The organism is Sphingobacterium sp. UGAL515B_05, assembly GCF_033097525.1.
In the GTDB taxonomy this organism is placed as follows: Bacteria; Bacteroidota; Bacteroidia; order Sphingobacteriales; family Sphingobacteriaceae; genus Sphingobacterium.
The window spans coordinates 1,868,338-1,887,438 of sequence record NZ_CP109907.1 but is presented as its reverse complement, the minus strand read 5'-3'; the positions used below and the strand labels follow the sequence as shown (position 1 = coordinate 1,887,438).

The following is a 19,101-nucleotide window of genomic DNA, read 5'->3' as shown; positions in this document are numbered from 1 at the left end:
CATATGAAGACAAAATACGCGAAACCAGCGCCTTTGATCAATAAACCACGTGTCAATGTGGTGACTTTGGGCTGTTCGAAAAATATTCACGATAGTGAAGTCCTGATGGGCCAGTTAAAGGGCAATCAGATGGAAGTCGTGCATGAAGCATCCAATATACAGGCGAATGATATCGTCGTCATCAATACCTGCGGTTTTATTGATAATGCCAAACAGGAATCTATTGATGCGATCTTACAATATTCGGATTTAAAAGATCAGGGTAAAATCAATAAGGTGATCGTTACAGGTTGTCTTTCTGAACGATATAAGCCAGAGTTACAGTCTGAAATTCCCAATGTTGATGCCTTTTTCGGTACGAATGATTTGCCGGATCTGTTGTCATCCATTGGAGCTGATTATCGGCATGAATTGTTGGGTGAACGCTTATTGACAACACCTTCGCATTTTTCTTACTTTAAGATTGCCGAAGGATGTAACCGTCCCTGCTCTTTCTGTGCAATTCCCTTGATGCGTGGTAAACACGTTTCCAAATCCATTGACGATCTTGTGAAAGAAGCAAAATTTCTCGCGTCGAACGGCACGAAAGAATTGATTCTGATTGCACAAGACCTGACCTATTATGGCTTAGATATCTATGGAAAGCGCAATCTTTCTGATTTAATGCGCCATTTGTCAGATGTTGACGGTATCGAATGGATCAGATTGCAGTACGCCTATCCTTCGGGTTTCCCAATGGATATTTTGGACGCCATGAATGAACGTTCAAATATCTGTAATTACTTGGATATGCCATTGCAACATATATCTGATCCGATGTTGAAGTCTATGCGAAGAGGTACAACGAAACAGAAACAGATTGATCTTGTCAATGCCATACGTGACAGAGTTCCAGATATCGCCTTGCGTACGACTTTAATTTGTGGTTATCCAGGTGAAACTGAACAGGATTTCCAGGAGATGTTGGATTGGGTTGAAGAGACCCGTTTTGACAGGTTAGGCTGTTTTACCTATTCTCATGAAGAAAAGACGCACGCACATTCGCTAGAGGATAATGTGCCACAGGAAGTAAAAGAAGAACGCGTGGAAGCTATTATGGAAGTACAGCAAGGTATTTCGTATGATATCAATCAGTCCAAAGTGGGCAATACGTATAAAGTATTGGTTGATCGGGTAGACGGCGATTACTTTATTGGCCGCACAGAATACGATTCTCCAGAAGTCGACAATGAAGTTTTGATTCCTGCTGCAGATTCTTATGCACGTATTGGTGATTTTGTTCAGGTAAAAATCGACCGAGCTGAAGATTTCGATCTATATGGTGAGATTGTAAGGAAATAAGCTTAAAAGCTTATAGATGATAATATAAACAAACGGGCCTCCTTTATTCAAAGGAGGCCCGTTTGTTTATAGACAATTGTCAGTAAAATGATATAATTTAAAAGCGGGACAAGCTTTTTGTGAAAATTCACTATTTTGTCGACGCAAACTAGATACATTTGTAAGCGTACAATCCCCATTTTAAACAATCTATAGCCGTTTAAAATCAGATTCAAGAAAGCCTATGGTCTTATGGTGAATCATTCTTCTGATTAAAATTGAAAATAGGTTCTATTTAGCGAAAAAGATGCACTGCCATGTCAGCTTGCTTTGGGGGATTTTCGTTATCAATTAAGAATAGAGAATAATTAATAAAATTTGCAGATGAAGGCAACTTATATTGAATATAGTGAAACAAATAGCTTCTCTAAGACTTTATTGGCTTATTTGGCGCATGATGAAGCCTTAAAATCTTTTGTAGGAAACTGGCCTACCTGGGCTGGTTTTGAAAAGCAATTGAACGAAAAGAAGAAATTTGAACACCGGGAGATTCTTGTTGAGCGTCTTAAAAAGCAATATGGCGAGCTATTAAAGGATTCTCCTGCTGTAGCTGCCAACATAGAGCTGTTGCTCGACCAGAATTCTTATACCATCACGACGGGACATCAGCTCAATATTTTTACCGGACCTTTGTATTTTATTTTTAAAATCATGACGGCAATACGTTTGTCCGAAGATTTGAAGAGCAAACACCCCGATAAAAATTTTGTTCCAGTATATTGGATGGCGACCGAAGATCATGATTTTGAAGAAATCAACCATACGAAAGTCTTCGGTAAGAAAATTAGTTGGGATACGCCTGCTGTTTCTGCTACCGGGCGAATGGATACAGCAACAATCGTTGATGCTGTGAAGCAGTACACAAATATTTTAGGGCTTTCCGAAAATTCGACTAAACTTACACGCATTGTGGAAGAAGCCTATTTGAACCATGATCGATTAGCAGATGCAACACGGTATATGGTCAATGCGTTGTTTAAGTCGTACGGTCTTTTGATCGTCGATGCGGATGACCGGGAATTGAAGGAACTGTTCAAGGCAATTATTAAGGAAGATATCTTATCTGAAAAAAGCTTTAAGGCAATAACAGCGCGATCGGAAGAGCTGGAATCAAATGGTTTCTCTACCCAAGTGCATGCTCGTGAGATTAATTTCTTTTATTTGACGGATGACTTTAGGGAGCGCTTGGTGCTCGCTGCCGATGGTCGATACGAAGTATTGCACCAGAATATTTATTTTACGAAGGCTGAGCTTGAACAGGAGATTGATCATTATCCAGAACGCTTCAGTCCAAATGTGGTTATGCGTCCGATGTATCAGGAAATTATACTTCCCAATCTTGCTTATATTGGTGGTGGCGCCGAAATGGTCTATTGGATGCAATTGAAGTCTAACTTTGACCAATACCAGGTAGATTTTCCAATTTTGATACCGCGCAATTCAGCGATGATAACTGAGGACAACGTCGCGGCGAAATTATTTCGCGTTGATCTAACCTTTAAGAGTATCTTTCGTCCAGCAGAAGTACTGAAAAAAGAATATGTTCGACGTCATACCAAAGAACGTCTCAATCTCAATGACGAATGGATGGAGCTGAACGCTATTTTTGGTAAGATAAGGTTACGAACCCACAAAATAGATCCAAGTTTAGGCCCTAGTACGGAAGCGGTAAAAGCGCGGTTAAAAAAAGCGATCAATAATTTAGAGAAAAAGCTGATGAAAGCCGAAAAGCGAAATCATCAACATGCTTTAACCGATATTGATAATGTGAAGGAAAAGCTCTTTCCTGGCGGAGGACTACAGGAAAGATCCGAAAATTTCGCATTACTCTATGTCAAATACGGAGATAACCTATTTAGGGATCTTTACAAATACTTTAATCCGTTGGATTTTAAGTTTACAATTTTATATTAGCAAGTCAGCTTCGGCTGACTTTTTTTTGTGATGTTATTCGCAAGAAAGACCTTCGGTTCGGATCATCTCTGTTGGTGTTTTACGAATCATGTAGGCTTTTTGCAGATACCGGTCTATTTCTATCCCTATTTAAAATACTTTTGTTGCATGTTCCGATATTGCCTTGTTTTTTAAAAGCGCTTTCATTTTTATTAATATATATTTTAAAATGCTTTGTTTATAATTTCATAATATTTCGTTTAGCTCCTGTTAACAGTTCCGGTGTAGTTTTGCTTTCATTATCACAACCAACAACTAAATGAAAGAATTTTTACTCACAACATGTGCCATTGCACTTGGAACAGGTTTGTACGCCCAAACGACCCAAGCGGGATTTTCTGGTAAAATTACGGACGAAAATGATAAAGGAGTTCACGGAGCTTCAATTGAAGTACGTAATGAATCAACGGGTTTCACAACGAAGACTTCGACCAATGCAAATGGTGATTTCAACTTTAAGGAGTTGCCTTTAGGCGGCCCCTACACGATCAAAGTAACTTATATAGGCTATGGCGAACAAGTGCGTTCGGGATTTAATTTAAATCAAGGCGATATCGTCCGCCTGAAGATTCCTATCCAAAATACCTCAAATGTATTAGAAACGGTTGAATTAACAGGAGTAAGTACCCTAAAGAACAAAATTGAAAATCTAGGTGCCGCTACAGCGGTTACAGCCAAGGATATTGCGAAGTTGCCTGTCAACGGTCGGAATTTTACTTCGCTGATGGACCTGTCTCCTTTGAGTAAGGGCGATAATATCGGTGGTCAGTTGGGTTCCTCTACTAATTTTACGATTGATGGTATGAATGCAAAAAACCCGACTTCTGCAGGTTCAACAACCAGTCGTAGTGGTGCTCCGTTCTCCATTTCGATAGAAGCCGTTCGTGAATTTAAAGTGGTTACCAACCAATATGATGTGACTTATGGAAGAGCAGGGGGAGGAACAGTTAGTGCGGTAACCAAACAAGGAACAAATCAAACGCACGGAAGCGCATGGCTTTATTCAAGGGCCGATTGGTTGTCCAGCCCATACGATATTAGAGGAAACAAACGAAGTAATGATTTCTCTACCTATCAATATGGATTTACATTAGGCGGTCCCATCATTAAAGACAAGTTGCATTATTTTGTAGCTTGGGATCATCAACGCGATGCACGTCCGTTGATTATTGCGGATATTAATTCTGAAGCCGACGAGAAGAGATTTAATGTTACTAATGCCACCTTGGATGAGTTTGTCAATATTGGGCGTAGCAAGTATGGATTGGGCAATGAACGTCAATATGGTACTTTTGATAAGAAGCGAGGGTCTGATGCGATTTTTGGGCGAATTGACTGGCAAATTAATGAAAAAAATTTATTGACTATCCGAAATAACTTTACAAGTGACAATAATAAGTTGGGATTACAGGATAATAAGCCAATTACCCTATATGAGTCTTATGGAAATGATAAAAACATTGATAATAGTTTATTGGCAACTTTGCGTACGACCATTTCCCCTAAGGTAACCAATGAATTGAAAGTACAACATCTCTATACCTATCAAAAAAGTAGTCCAGGTGATCTTTTGCCTAGTCAAAATATTCCCCGTGCAATTGTAGAAGATGCAGTATCTAAGGTTGCTGGAGAAGATAAAAAGACCACATTGCAGTTGGGCGGACATCGTTTTGCGCAGGAATCATTTAAAAATAATGTATTTCAGCTTGTCGATAATATCTATTATAGTACTGATAATATCAATTATACTTTTGGGGTCGATTTGATGTATACCCACGCAAATTCGATTTATGGAAGTGAGGTCAATGGTCGCTTTCACTTTAGACCGAGTGATGGAAAGACTGCTATGCAAAACTTTGACGACATGAAGCCGTATGCTTACTATCGTGAAGTTCCTTTGGTAAGTGATCCGGCTGTGGTAGGTAAGATATTTAATGCCGGCGCATATGGTCAATTGCAAACCAAATTGGCGAAAGGATTAGATCTGGTTGCGGGACTACGCTTGGATTATGGTCATTATCCAACCTCTCCTTTGAATGAAGAATTGTTGAAAGAAGTGGGGGTGCGTACAGATCACAAATTAAAATCGTTTGTTGTACAGCCGCGTTTCCAGATGACTTGGGATGTGAATGAAGAACGAAAGGACTTTTTCCGTGTAGGAGCAGGTATCTTTGCGTCTGATATTAACAATTATATGACCATCAATAACCTAACTTTTGATGGAAAACATTTTGCGACAGTAGATGTTCGTGGTAACGATGTGCCTACACCTAATTTTGTGGGATACAGAAAAGATCCGTCAACAACGCCAACCCTGGCACAATTTCAAGTGCCAACGATCAACACCTATGGAGCTGATGCGAAAATACCAGTGGTTTACAAGGCTAATGTATCTTACACGCATTTCTTTACCGAAAAATTGAAAGCCAGTCTTTCAGGGTATATGAATTTAGGGCGTAATAACTATATGTATGTTGATCGTAACATGGTCAAAGATCCGTTCTTCAGATTAGTGAATGAGGACAACAGAGGTGTTTTCGTTCCCGCGGCATCGATTGTTGACGGAGCTCCGGATTGGAAAAAAGGACGAATTTCCGATAAATTTGGCCGCGTGCTGGAATTGAACTCGGAAGGGAAAGTAAATCAGTTTGCAGTTGTGTTGGATGCGAGTTATCAATATTACAAAGACGGATCTATATCCGTTAGCTATACGTGGAATGATGCGAAAGATAATACTTCTTTCAACGGAAACGTGGCGAACACAGCGACCTTATCTTTGGCTGTGAAAGACGATCCCCGCGATTTGAGTAAGATGAGTTATTCGAATAATCAATTCCGCAATAAGATTGTGATCTATGGTACTTTGCCAACATTTTATGGTGTGAGTGTTGGAGTACGTTACTCAGGGATTGGTGGTACACGATACAGTTTACTTGCCGGAGGAAATATAAATGGAGACTTTGTTGCTGGAGACAATGATCTGGCCTTTATCTTTGATCCCAATAATCCCAATACATCAAAACAGTTGATTACTGGATTGAACAATTTGTTGAATAATCCAGAAGCGAGTCAGAGCCTTAAAGATTTTATTAAAAAATATCAAGGTAAAATAGCTGAACGTAATGGTGGAGTGAATGGTTTTTACGGTTTGATAGACCTTAGAATTGCTAAAAAATTCAATTTATATAAAAACCATGCATTGGAATTATCGGGAGATCTTTTCAATGTTGCCAACTTATTTAAGAAGACTTGGGGCATAAATGAGTCTTTGGGTAATCAAAATCTATATGCTTTAGGCGGAAAGGACGCCGCTGGAGAGAAATTAGTGCCTTTTGATGTTACGAAACAGCAGTTTAATTATAATGTAAACAACTCTGGTATCGTGTCACCTTCGGGTAACCCTTATCAATTCCAATTGGGATTAAGGTATTCGTTCTAATCGCATAAAACGATGTAAAAGACACTTTGTATAGCGAATCCCCCAAAAGCAATAGTTTTGGGGGATTCGTCTTTTACAGTCATTAGATCTAAGCTTATGGAAATCTACCTGCAATAGGATTTGTAGGCAGATCTTTAATCGCTATACAAGGACTTTTTCTTTCGGAAGAAAAACTTCGGCCATCATGTGGCGCACACTTCCGCCGCCACATGTCTCGATAACATGTAGATCTTGATGGATGATTTTACCATGCTTTTCTAATTGTGCTGTTTGGTATAAAGTCAGTGAGGATAACGCCTGATTGCTCAGGACAATAAAACGATTACCATATTTATTTCTCACCTGGAGGCAGTTTGCTGCAAAAGATTCGAGTTGGTTCTCATTGATTTCAATGATCTCTTTGCCTGTATCTTTTAGACTCTTCAGCAGGGTTTGGAGTTCAGCCTGATTATCGATTGCCTGTGGGCATAAGATGGCAAAGTCTTCGCCTACGGCTAGCACCACATTGGTGTGATAGATAGGTCTCCGCTCTCCATGGACAGTTTGGAAGGCGTGAAATACAACAGGTGTGTAGTTTTCAGTCCTGCAGTATTCGTCGAGCATATCCCGGTCTGCTCTTTCGGATAAGGCACAATAGGCTATACGGTGAGCGCGGTCCAAGACAAGTGCGCCAGTGCCCTCCAAATATTGTTTATTGTTTTCGGCTTCACTGAGATCCTTCGTTAGTTTTACATAATAACCGTTTTGCTTCAATGGACCTTCGAAATCCAATAAATGTTCTTTTCGACGATTGGGAGCAAACATGGGATAAAAAATTATTTTTCCATCCTGATGAAAGGAGACAATATTATTGGGGAATATACTGTCGGGACTTTCTGATTTCTCGTCGTCCTGAATGACAGTCACCAAAATTCCATGTGACTTCAATTCATTTACTAGTGCGTCGAACTCTCCTTGCGCTTCTTTGTTGACTTCTTCTATACTGAGATTTTCGATATCCTTTTGGAAGAAATTGTTGACCGCAGTCTGTTCATTTTTACGGAAGACAGAGGGTCTTACTAAAAGAACGCTGTCTGTTACCTGTTTTCTCATGGTTTATAATCGTTACTTCGCTGTTTTATATTCGTTAAAAAGAAATGATATTCGTTTTTTGTGATAATTTACATTTGTCAAAAGAGATGCTTCCCTAGCTGGATAATGTTTTCTTTGTTAAGATTCCTGATAGCAAAATACCCTTGATATCAGTTGTTCTTAGCAAAAAAGTGTATATCGTTATTTCGAAGTCACTTTACAATTGGTACATATACTAATTTATTGAAAATTCATTGGCATTGCAAAAAAGAATAGTGATGTAAAGAAAGAAATGTGTGGAAGAGATAGCAGATAATAGTGTGTTTTTTTAAAATTGTAGCAAGGGATTATTGTATTGTTTACTATATTTATAATGAACAATCTGTATGTTTGAGTTTATTCCAAAATTCATTTCACAAAGACAATCGATTGCATTTGGGTAGCACCGTAAAACTGACTTTTTATCCACTTTTTTGCTTCGTTTTCAGTCATTTATTTTGCTATCTTTGCTCATCCAAAAAACGACTGTTTATAAGAGAGTTAATTGCCTAATTATTATGTCGCTAACTATCTATAAGCGTTAACTTTTTGCACACATGAGCAATATACACTTCCAAGAAAAATTCGAAAGTCGCCACAATGGCCCAAGTCCAGTTGAAGCGAATGAAATGTTGGCTAAATTAGGCGTTTCGTCAATTGACCAACTTATTGACCAAACGGTCCCTTCTCAAATTCGTGCTCCAAAACCTTTAAATCTTCCTAAAGCATTGTCTGAGGTAGCCTATTTAAAGCGTATTGCGGAAATCGCTGAGAAAAATAAAGTTTTTAAATCTTTTATTGGTCAAGGTTACTACGATGTAATCCTTCCGGGCGTAATTCAACGAAATGTATTTGAAAACCCAGGATGGTATACGCAGTATACACCTTATCAGGCGGAGATTGCACAAGGTAGGTTACAAGCTTTATTGAACTTCCAGACTGTAATTTGTGATTTCACAGGTTTAGAAATTGCAAATGCTTCTTTGTTGGATGAGGCTACGGCTGCAGCTGAAGCCATGTTTATGCTTTATTCAGCTCGGAAAAATAAAGATGCTAATGTATTCTTGGTGTCGGACAACGCCTATGCGCAGACGGTTGATGTATTGAAGACCCGTGCCTTGTCTTTTGGTATTGAACTTAAAATTGCGGCTATTGCTGAATCAGAATTAACAGATGATGTTTTTGCGGCATTTGTTCAATATCCTGCAGCTGATGGTTCAATTGTTGATTATAAATCATTTACCGCTACAGCGCACAGTAGAAATATTACCGTGTGTGCTGCGGCAGATTTGATGAGTTTAGCATTACTAACGCCTCCAGGAGAATGGGGTGCAGATGTTGTTGTTGGTAATTCACAACGTTTTGGCGTACCGATGGGCTTTGGTGGTCCTCACGCGGCCTATTTTGCAACACGCGACAGCTTTAAACGTAATATCCCTGGTCGTATTATCGGTGTTACTTCCGATTCAAATGGTAAATATGCATTGCGCATGGCTTTGCAGACTCGTGAGCAACATATCCGCCGTGACAAAGCTTCTTCAAATATTTGTACTGCACAAGCTCTTTTAGCGATTATGGCTTCTTTCTATGCCGTGTACCATGGCCCAGAAGGAATTAAGAATATAGCATCACGTATCAATGCATTGGCCAATCTGTTGGATCAAGCATTACAGTCGTTGGGTTATACGCAATTGAATGCAGCTTATTTTGATACACTACGTGTAGACTTAGGTGCACATGCTGGTGCATTGAAATCTGAAGCATTAAATAACGAATTAAACTTCTATTATAATGGTTCGGAAGTTTCAATTGCTATCGACGAAACAACCACATACGAAGATATTAAGACAATCGTCAAAGTATTTGCTAAAATTCAAGGTAAAACATTGAATGACGTAGATTTTGATACTTTAGAAGAGAATTTAAGTTCTTCAATTCCTGCCGATTTAGTACGTACTTCTGCCTACCTAACACATCCAAACTTTAATAGCTATCATTCTGAACATGAGATGTTGCGCTATATCAAATCGTTGGAAGCAAAAGATTTATCGCTTTGCCACTCGATGATCCCATTGGGCTCATGTACGATGAAATTGAATGCTACAGCTGAAATGGTGCCGGTTACTTGGGCGAGATTTGGCGGTTTGCATCCATTTGCTCCTGCAGATCAAACTTCTGGATATATGCAGATGATTGGCGAATTGAATGATTGGTTGTCTGAAATTACCGGTTTTGCGAAGATGAGTTTTCAACCAAATTCAGGAGCACAAGGTGAGTACGCTGGTCTGATGGTTATCCGCGCTTACCATGAGAGCCGTGGTGATCATGGACGTAATATCTGTTTGATCCCTGCTTCTGCACATGGAACAAACCCTGCTTCTGCTTCGATGGCAGGCTTAAAAGTGGTGGTTGTGAAATGTGATGAATTAGGAAATATCGATATTCCGGATTTAAGAGCAAAAGCGACTGAACATGCTGCAAATTTGAACTCACTGATGGTGACTTACCCTTCTACACACGGTGTATTTGAAGAGTCGATCATTGAAGTCTGTGAAATTGTTCATGCAAATGGTGGTCAGGTTTATATGGACGGTGCGAACATGAATGCACAGGTTGGATTGACAAGCCCAGGGCATATTGGTGCCGATGTTTGTCACTTGAACCTCCATAAAACATTCTGTATTCCTCACGGTGGTGGAGGTCCAGGTATGGGACCTATCGGTGTTGCGAAACACTTAGTTCCTTTCTTGCCTAACCACGAAGTGGTTTCTACTTCCGGTGCGGAAGGTATCTCTGCTGTTTCTGCTGCTCCATTTGGTTCAGCGTCAATTTTGCTTATTTCCCATGCTTATATTTCAATGATGGGTGGTGAAGGCTTGACAAATGCGACAAGAACAGCAATATTAAATGCAAACTATATTAAAGCACGTTTAGAAAATGCATATCCAGTACTTTATTCAGGTACTAACGGACGTTGTGCACACGAAATGATCTTAGATTGCCGTGGATTCAAAAATTTCGGTATCGAGGTTGCAGATATTGCAAAACGTTTGATGGATTATGGTTTCCACGCGCCGACGGTTTCTTTCCCTGTTGCAGGAACATTGATGGTTGAGCCTACTGAATCGGAGTCTAAGGCTGAATTGGATCGTTTCTGTGATGCATTAGTTGCTATCCGTGAAGAGATCGCTGCGGTTGAAGCAGGAGACGTGGACCAAGCTAACAATGTATTGAAACATGCACCACATACAGCTTCGGTTGTAACTGCAGATGAGTGGGACAGACCTTACAGCCGTCAAACGGCCGCATACCCATTGGAGTATGTAAGAGAACGTAAATTCTGGCCTTCAGTAGGTCGTGTGAACGATTCTCAAGGTGACCGTACATTGATTTGTTCGTGTCCTTCAATTGAAGAATACGCCGAAGCATAATCTCGGTAGCTATAATGAAAGGCCTCTATACTCGTATAGAGGCCTTTTTTTGTGTAGCGCAGTCCCATTCGGCAGTATCTCGGTAATACAGGTAACAGATAGAAATTTAAGTCGCGCTTTAAGGTCTAAAGATCGTATGCAAACAGATTTTAAAATTTAGATTAATTATATTATTTTGTTCTTTTTAGCGTTTTAATTAAAACTGATAATCATGAAAAGACAATGGAAAGTAATGCCTGTTCTTTTAGGACTGGGCCTTTTGGTCGCGAGTTGCGGCAACAGCAAATCCAGTGAAGAGGGTGAAGATGCTAAGGAGAAAGAGGCTGGGATTTCGGATGTAGTTAAAGGAGTATCCAATTTGGGCAATCTGAGTGATGGAGCAAAAAAATTGGAAGAGCTTCAAGCCAAACTTAAATCCGAGAAACCATTAAGTTCGGAGGAGCTAAAGGCTTTTTTACCAGAGAGCTTAGATGGTTTAAAAAGAACCTCTTATTCTGCTGGATCAATGTATGGAGCAGAAGTTGTGTCTGGCGAGGCTACGTATACTGTCGATAACCAGAAGGAAATTAAAGTCAATATCATTGATGGCGCGGGCGAAACTGCTTCGGCAATCGTGGGTTTGGCGCAAATGGGCTTCATGGTAGATTCAGAGAAAATTACAGATACTGAAATAGAGAAAACTGGCGAATTTGAAGGTAAACGGGCAAAAACAACAGATAGCAAAGGAGTGGAAGGTTCAACGACAAAAAGTTCTGAAATAAGTTATCTCGAGAAAGACCGCTATCTAATTACCCTTCGGGGAAATGACTACAGCCTGGATGAGCTGAAAGGCTTTTTGGCAAAATTGAACCTCAGCGCACTGAAATAATAAAGCATGTAATTTTAGCACAAGCAGAAAATGCATAGTTGACATGGAAAAGCTCAAACATTGGTTTGGGCTTTTTTTTAAAGCAGACGGTGTTGTTCCGAAATCTATACGAAAAGGATATTTGGAAATTATGTCAAACTATAGGACGAAGCTAATAAATTTGCTTTTGTTGGCAAATTTGCCTTAGTTTGTGCTGAAACATTTCAATATGAAGATACTCAAATTTTCCATCAATCTTTGTGTCGCAACAGCATTATTGGCTTCCTGTGCGGGAGGGAAATACGCAAAGACTGAAAAGGTATATAAGAAGCAAGCAAAAGAATTTTCGAAACTCTATAAACAATCGCCTGTCACCGGTCAATTGGAGCAGGTGAATGTCAAAGAACAACAATGGGTTGCTTCGATTAATTTCGGCATCCGTAAACCAAATTTTGTTGTCATTCATCATACTGCACAGGATTCTTTGGGACAGACCATCCGTACATTTCATTCCGCGAAAGCAGGTGTAAGTTCCCATTATGTGGTAGGTAGAGATGGGAAAGTCGTGCAGATGGTCAATGACCTCTATCGTGCACATCATGCGGGCTTGGGGAAATGGGGCAATGATACGGACCTCAATTCTTCTTCCATTGGCATTGAGCTCGACAATAATGGGACTACAGATCCTTGGACTGATGCCCAGATCAACGCCTTGACGCAGTTGTTGACTTATTTAAAAACGACCTATAGAATCCCACAGGCAAATTTTATTGGACATATGGATTTGGCACCAACCCGAAAAAATGATCCGTCACGTTTTCCTTGGAAAAAACTGGCTGATCAAGGATTCGGCTTTTGGTATGAGGACTATTTAGAGACGCCTCCAGCAGACTTTAACCCAAAAATGGCCTTACGTATTATCGGTTACGATGTGAGTAATCTCGATGCGGCAATAAAAGCTTTTAAGATTCACTACATTCAGCAGGACGTAAATACAGCCTTCATGAGTGAGAATGACCTTAAAATTCTGTATTCCATCTATAAAAAATTCTTATAGCGATCCGCTAAACCAAAGACAAAAAAAGATCCTGCTTTTTAAAAGGCAGGATCTTTTTTTGCACGGTACAAGATTGTTATAATTTGTTTTTATATATACTAAAGTAAGTATCAAAAGCACGTTGATAGATTAGTTTGAACCAAGGGGTAAACTGTTCGGGTGAATGTTGTATTTCATCTTGAATTTCCTGTTGATTCATATATTTTGTTGTGGCAACCTCTTCTTCGTTAATTTCTGGAGTTCCATTAAATTTTCCGAATAAGACATAATCGAATTCATGCTCCGTAAGCCCGTTATCAAATTGAGCTTTATAAACGAACGAGAAGACATCTTGAAGGGCTGTTGCAGTAATTCCCAATTCTTCCATTAAGCGCCTTTTGGCGGCTTCTATGTTACTTTCTTCCAGACGCTGATGCGAGCAGCAGCTATTGGTCCAAAGTCCGCCACAGTGGTATTTACTTAATGCTCTTTGTTGCAGGAGCAATTCGTCTTGGTCATTGAACAAAAATACACTAAAAGCACGGTGCAATAGCCCCTTTTCATGGGCTTCATATTTCTCCATGCTGCCAATCATCTTATCATTGCTGTCAACCAGTATGACATTCTCTTGCTTCATAAGGCACAAAAATAAATATAGCCCAATTTAAGAAAATTGGGCTATATAATAAATTTAAATTTTGGAGACGATCTGCTTATACGGTTTTTACAAATTTTTCGTCGTAATTTTCAATATCTATGATATAGCCGTTTTTAATTAAGAATTCAAATAAAGGTTTGGCTTCTTCAGAAACCGGCATATTGTGCGTTGTAATAATCTTATTTTCTTTTTTCAAGAGATAAGGATATGCGTAGAGTTTCACATTTTTATTGAACATCCCCGAAATATAGGAAAGAAGTTCATTGGTGTATAACTCTTTATTATAATTATCTGAATTGAAAATGTTCTTTAAATTGTAAACGTTGGTTGCAATACCAATGTTCTTAGGCTTAAAGTTGCTAATAAACTCTGCTAAATGATTATTTCTTCTAAAGTTGCTGACGATAATATTATTGCCTGTTGCACATAGCTCGTCAGCTCTTGAAGCAAATTCTTGCAGGTCTTCACCTGTAATTTCATGCGTATCTTCCAACACATTTCCCATCAGGACTTCAATTAATACAATGGTGTCTGCGTCAGTTGCACCTGTATTTTTTTTGAACTGTTCAACGGCAAGATTGAAGAGGTCAAAGTTTGGAAGGGATTTTTGACGGTATTTGGTGCGAAGTAAAATAATGTTCTTTTTGTACAGATAATCTTTGATTTGTACCGCTTTACCATCAGGCTGGAATATTGCGGCTTTAGCAAATCCTTTTGCAATCAGGTATAAGTTGATGAGGCGTTGGTTGACGTTTTCAAATAGAGGCCCGTTTAGTTTAACCAGGTCAATCTCAACGGAACCAACAGAAAGGTTATCGACCAATGATTCGATCATGGTCTGCACATTGTCTGTATAATAATAAGCCGCAAATAATAGATTTACACCAATTATACCTAAAACCTTTTGTTGCAATTGGTTGTCGCTGTCTAGCAGTCTTACATGGACAATGATATCATTTGTAGGGCCTCCAACTTCATGTTGGAAGCGAAGTCCGATCCAGCCGTGCGGTTCATTTGTCTTGGTGAAATTGAGGGTTGTTACGGTATCTGCAAAGGCGAAGAATTTTTTGTTGCAGTATTTATCGCCATGAAGTCGTTGGGTAAGAAGATCGAATTCATGGGAGAGCATTTTCTTTAAACGTGTTCTGCTGACATAACGACCATCAGCTTCTTCACCATAAATTGCATCACTGAAAGCCATGTCGTAAGCTGACATTGTTTTAGCAATTGTGCCTGATGCTGCACCTGCGTTGAAAAAGTTACGTGCGACTTCCTGTCCAGCACCGATCTCTGCAAAGGTTCCATAAATCTCTGGGTTTAGATTTATTTTCAGGGCCTTTCGCTTGGTTTCAAAAATTTCTCTTGCCATGATGCAAAGGTACAAAAATCAGCAAGCTAGTGAAAATTAAAAGTATGAATGAAAAAAACAGAATAAAATTAGGCTTGTTTTATAACAAGCCTAATTTGTTGAAAGCATAGAATAGCGCACTGGCATGTAGTGCCTGACTGAATTTGTTGTCCAGCAACATGCTTTTTGCTTCTTCAAGCGGTATACGATAAACATCGATTTCTTCATGTTCATCTAAAGCCTGTTCCTGAACTTTTTTACCCCCCGTCATCAGATAGGTATAGGTAATATTGCCACTTGTCGCCGGGTTGGCATAAAGCGTGGCGATTTCTTCAATCTGATCAAATTGATAGCCTGTTTCTTCAAGCATTTCACGCACAGCAGCATGTTTGGGATCTTCTCCTGGTTCCGTTGTCCCTGCGGGAATCTCCAATGAAATAATGCCTGCTCCATGGCGGTATTGCTTAATGACCAGCAGTTCGTTCTGTTCAGTAATTCCAACCATATTTACCCAATCTGGATACTCCAGTACGTAATAATGGTCATTGATGCGTCCATCTGGAAGCTCACAAGTGTCTCTACGCAGGGTAGCCCAAGGCTCTTTACAGATATATTCAGAGGATAATCGTTTCCACTTTTCCATTAGTTTACAATATCTTTCATCATACGGCCTACTTTCTCTTCCAAAATAGCCTGTACACCGACATAATCAGCGGTGTCTTTTAAGCTTTCTTTTACAGAACAGTAGAATTTAATCTTGGGTTCCGTTCCCGATGGTCTGGCAGAAATCACGTCCCCATCTACGGTAATAAATTGTAAAACATCAGATTTAGGCAATGCAATCGCTCTTTGCTCTCCTGTACTCATATCTGTGGTTTGGGAAAGCTGATAATCCCTGATTTCTCTGACTTTAATTCCACCGAGTGTGGTTGGTAGATTATGACGTAAGCCATTCATCATGGCCTGAATTTCTTCGGCACCAGCCTTTCCTTTTTTGGTTAGGGAAATGAGCTTTTCTTGATAGCAGCCAAATTCTTTGTAGATATCTAATAGAACCTCGTAAACAGTTTTTCCTTTTGTTTTGAAATAGGCGGTCATTTCGGCAAGGAAAGCACAAGCGTTTGGAGCGTCCTTATCCCGCACAAGATCACCAACAAGATAGCCATAACTTTCTTCGCCGCCGGCCAGATATTGCGCTGAATCGCCTAAACTAGTAATCAATTCACCAATATATTTGAAGCCTGTAAGTGTTTCATAATGCGTTACACCATAGCGATCTGCGATATCGGCTTGTAAATTACTGGTTACGATAGTTTTTACAATATATGGATTCGATCCGAGTTGTTTTAGTTCACTTTTTGCACTGAGGACATAGTATATCAATAAACTGCCGATCTGATTACCATTGAGTAGTTGAAACTGTCCCTTATTATTTTTTACGGCGATTCCTACACGATCGGCATCGGGGTCTGTCGCCAATACAAGGTCAGCATCAATTTCTTCCCCTTTTTTCTTTGCTAAAGCCATTGCATCTTCCTCTTCGGGGTTTGGATAGATTACCGTTGGAAAGTTGCCATCAGGCGTGGCCTGTTCAGCAACGACTGATACATTTTCAAATCCCCATGCTGCTAGCATTTTAGGAACAATGGTAATTCCGGTACCATGTATTGGTGAAAAAACAATTTTCAAGTTTTTTTGAGCCCTTACCGCTTCCGGATGAATACTTAATGTCTTATTGGCATTGATATAGAGCTGATCGATTTCTTCCCCGACAGGAATGATATTTTGCGTATTCCCGTCAAATTTAATAGCGCTAACTGAGCTGATTGCATTTACTTCGTCGATTACATTTTTATCATGAGGTGCAGTCAGCTGGCAGCCATCGTTCCAGTAAGCCTTATAACCATTGTATTCCTTTGGGTTGTGTGAAGCCGTTAGCATAACACCGCTCTGACAGCCGAAATGGCGGATGGCAAACGACAGCATTGGGGTCGGGCGCAATGCGGTGAACAGATGTACCTTGATCCCGTTGGCGGCAAACACGTTGGCAACCAGCTGGCCAAATGCCTGCGAATTGTTGCGGCTATCATAAGATACCGCTACTTTAATCTCCTGATCTGGGAACTGTTTCTTTAGATAGTTGGCTAATCCTTGCGTGGCTTTGCCGATCGTATACTTATTCATCCGATTGGAGCCTACGCCCATAATACCCCTTAGGCCTCCAGTTCCGAACTCGAGATCCTTGTAAAAAGAATCTGTAAGTTCTGTCTCTTCATTATTGTCGATTAAATCCTGAACTGCCTTTCGAGTTCCTTCATCATAACTTGGGGTTAACCAATCTTCGATTTTCTTTTGTATGTCTTTATCTAAATTTTTCATTATCGTTAAGTTTGGCTAAAATGTACAAAATATTATGCGTCACATCCGGCATAAGCACGGTCTATAACTGTAATATACCATTTTTCTCCCTCTTTTGTCACATGAAAAACAAAGGGTTCTTCATGTTCATTGGAGGTCATAATGGCTCTATAACTTTTGGATTCTATATTTCTTAGTCGCTGTAATTCAGTATTACTAATTTTGGCATCAAGAATTTCATTCATGAACTTTGCTGTTTGCGATAGTTCATTAGGGCGGGACTTTTTATCATAATAGAATCCGGCTTTATCCCACTTCATCGTACCACAATCAAAAATAGGTAGTTTTCCGGACTTCAAAGGGCCCTTGTACGTTAACTTTTCATAAGAATGGTACTCTGGCACAGGTTTAGAAAAATTAAAGCTATTTTGGTGCACATAAGAGTCTAGCGCGCCGGGACGATAGATAATATAAATTCCCAATTTGGGCTGTACATAGGAATTTATTGTTTTACTGTCCTGTTCTGCATATGCCTTGGCAAGTTTCTCCAGTACCTCCTCCAGCGTTTCGGAGTTCTCTTTCTTTACTTCCTTTTCAGTCGTGTCACGTTTTTGAAGGGTATCCACAGGAATTGAATCCTGAATGATTTTTACAGCCTTATCCTCTTTTTTGCTATTTCTACAGGAGATCGTGCTCGCAGTGAGACAAATAAGAATAAAGAAAAAGAGATTTCTCATGATGATTTTGTTTAATATTACTTCTTTGAAGTCAAGTTTTCAATGATTGACTTTAAAATAGAGCGTGTTGACGGAAGCCACCATTGTTCGAGGATGCGCTGGATTGTCTCTTCCCTATTCTCGCGCAATTTAAGGATTATTTCCTTTCGGAAGTTCAATTTGGATGTCTGCCAGGTCTTTTGGTTGAACTGCGTGATCTGTTTTATTTTTTTTGTTGCGGTATTGAAGAGTATATTGGCGGGAACAATGTCATCGATAAGACCCTGTGTTTTTGCTTCTACAGGAGAAAGCAATTTACCTTCGAGCAAATTCTGATAAGCATTCCGTTTTCCGATCCAAAATGCATAAAGCTGAAATATACTTTCAGGGACGATGAGTCCGACTGGAATCTCGTTAAGACCGATCACAAAATTCCCTTCGGCCATAATGCGATAATCGCAGCAGAGCGCTAGTACGCAGCCTCCAGCTGGGCTATGACCAGATATTGCGGCGACTATTGGTTTTGGAAAAGCCGCGAGTAATGATGTCGCTTCCAGGAATAAATTCCAGAATTCCCGAATTTGATCTTCATCGTATTGGAATAAGGTAATTAGATCGAGCCCTGCGCTAAAGAAGTTTTCTTTGCCAATCAATATTGCACCGTAAATAGCTTCATTTTGCTGGGAAGATTCCAGGGTGTCTATCAGTTCCTTCAATAACTGAGTGTCGATGGCATTTGACTTCCCCCTGTCGAGGAAAATACTTAAAATATGATCTTCTATTTTGGTTTTAATATGTTCCATAACCTTGTCTTTAAATATAACG

General features: G+C 39.7%; 13 protein-coding genes. 6 read left to right on the top strand and 7 right to left on the bottom strand.

All coding sequences use genetic code 11. From position 1 onward, the window contains the following. Positions 1 to 3: 3 nt before the first annotated feature. The 3 genes from rimO to OK025_RS07525 all read left to right on the top strand — a co-directional run bounded on the left by rimO (position 4) and on the right by OK025_RS07525 (position 6,772). Positions 4 to 1,341 carry a 30S ribosomal protein S12 methylthiotransferase RimO gene (rimO, locus tag OK025_RS07535; RefSeq protein ID WP_317668971.1) on the top strand — a complete coding sequence of 446 codons (1,338 nt, stop codon included), beginning with the start codon at positions 4 to 6 and terminating at the stop codon, positions 1,339 to 1,341. Between the two features lie 363 nt (positions 1,342 to 1,704). After that, positions 1,705 to 3,294: a bacillithiol biosynthesis cysteine-adding enzyme BshC gene (bshC, locus tag OK025_RS07530; RefSeq protein ID WP_317668970.1), complete on the top strand. Its 1,590-nt coding sequence runs from the start codon at positions 1,705 to 1,707 to the stop codon at positions 3,292 to 3,294. A 298-nt stretch (positions 3,295 to 3,592) separates the two neighbouring features. Next, positions 3,593 to 6,772 (top strand): TonB-dependent receptor, encoded by a 3,180-nt coding sequence (locus OK025_RS07525; RefSeq protein ID WP_317668969.1) that lies wholly within the window; start codon positions 3,593 to 3,595, stop codon positions 6,770 to 6,772. A 141-nt stretch (positions 6,773 to 6,913) separates the two neighbouring features. On the opposite strand, the gene ctlX is transcribed toward OK025_RS07525, so the two are convergent. Beyond that, positions 6,914 to 7,864 carry a citrulline utilization hydrolase CtlX gene (gene ctlX, locus OK025_RS07520; protein ID WP_317668968.1) on the bottom strand — a complete coding sequence of 317 codons (951 nt, stop codon included), beginning with the start codon at positions 7,862 to 7,864 and terminating at the stop codon, positions 6,914 to 6,916. A 575-nt stretch (positions 7,865 to 8,439) separates the two neighbouring features. Here ctlX and gcvP point away from each other — a divergent pair. The 3 genes from gcvP (at position 8,440) to OK025_RS07505 (ending at position 13,217) form a co-directional block, all read left to right on the top strand. Then, on the top strand, positions 8,440 to 11,313 hold the full coding sequence (gene gcvP / locus OK025_RS07515) for an aminomethyl-transferring glycine dehydrogenase (protein ID WP_317668967.1): 2,874 nt from the start codon (positions 8,440 to 8,442) through the stop codon (positions 11,311 to 11,313). A gap of 211 nt (positions 11,314 to 11,524) precedes the next feature. Then, positions 11,525 to 12,181: a hypothetical protein gene (locus tag OK025_RS07510; protein ID WP_317668966.1), complete on the top strand. Its 657-nt coding sequence runs from the start codon at positions 11,525 to 11,527 to the stop codon at positions 12,179 to 12,181. A 208-nt stretch (positions 12,182 to 12,389) separates the two neighbouring features. Continuing rightward, a complete protein-coding gene (locus tag OK025_RS07505) occupies positions 12,390 to 13,217 on the top strand; it encodes an N-acetylmuramoyl-L-alanine amidase (protein WP_317668965.1) in 828 nt (275 codons plus the stop codon). A 76-nt stretch (positions 13,218 to 13,293) separates the two neighbouring features. Here the strand turns inward: OK025_RS07505 and idi are convergent, their stop codons facing one another. The 6 genes from idi to OK025_RS07475 form a co-directional block, all read right to left on the bottom strand. Then, a complete protein-coding gene (gene idi / locus OK025_RS07500; RefSeq protein ID WP_317668964.1) occupies positions 13,294 to 13,833 on the bottom strand; it encodes an isopentenyl-diphosphate Delta-isomerase in 540 nt (179 codons plus the stop codon). A gap of 76 nt (positions 13,834 to 13,909) precedes the next feature. After that, positions 13,910 to 15,223: a nicotinamide mononucleotide adenylyltransferase gene (locus OK025_RS07495; RefSeq protein ID WP_201639933.1), complete on the bottom strand. Its 1,314-nt coding sequence runs from the start codon at positions 15,221 to 15,223 to the stop codon at positions 13,910 to 13,912. 79 nt (positions 15,224 to 15,302) lie between these two features. Next, positions 15,303 to 15,845: an NUDIX hydrolase gene (locus OK025_RS07490; protein WP_317668963.1), complete on the bottom strand. Its 543-nt coding sequence runs from the start codon at positions 15,843 to 15,845 to the stop codon at positions 15,303 to 15,305. Beyond that, a complete protein-coding gene (locus OK025_RS07485; protein WP_317668962.1) occupies positions 15,845 to 17,581 on the bottom strand; it encodes a phospho-sugar mutase in 1,737 nt (578 codons plus the stop codon). Before OK025_RS07485 ends, OK025_RS07490 begins: the two co-directional genes overlap by 1 nt. A 32-nt stretch (positions 17,582 to 17,613) precedes the next feature. Next, complete coding sequence (locus tag OK025_RS07480; RefSeq protein ID WP_317668961.1) at positions 17,614 to 18,297, bottom strand: hypothetical protein; 684 nt, start codon at positions 18,295 to 18,297, stop codon at positions 17,614 to 17,616. Between the two features lie 17 nt (positions 18,298 to 18,314). Beyond that, complete coding sequence (locus OK025_RS07475) at positions 18,315 to 19,079, bottom strand: enoyl-CoA hydratase/isomerase family protein (RefSeq protein WP_317668960.1); 765 nt, start codon at positions 19,077 to 19,079, stop codon at positions 18,315 to 18,317. Positions 19,080 to 19,101 lie beyond the last annotated feature (22 nt).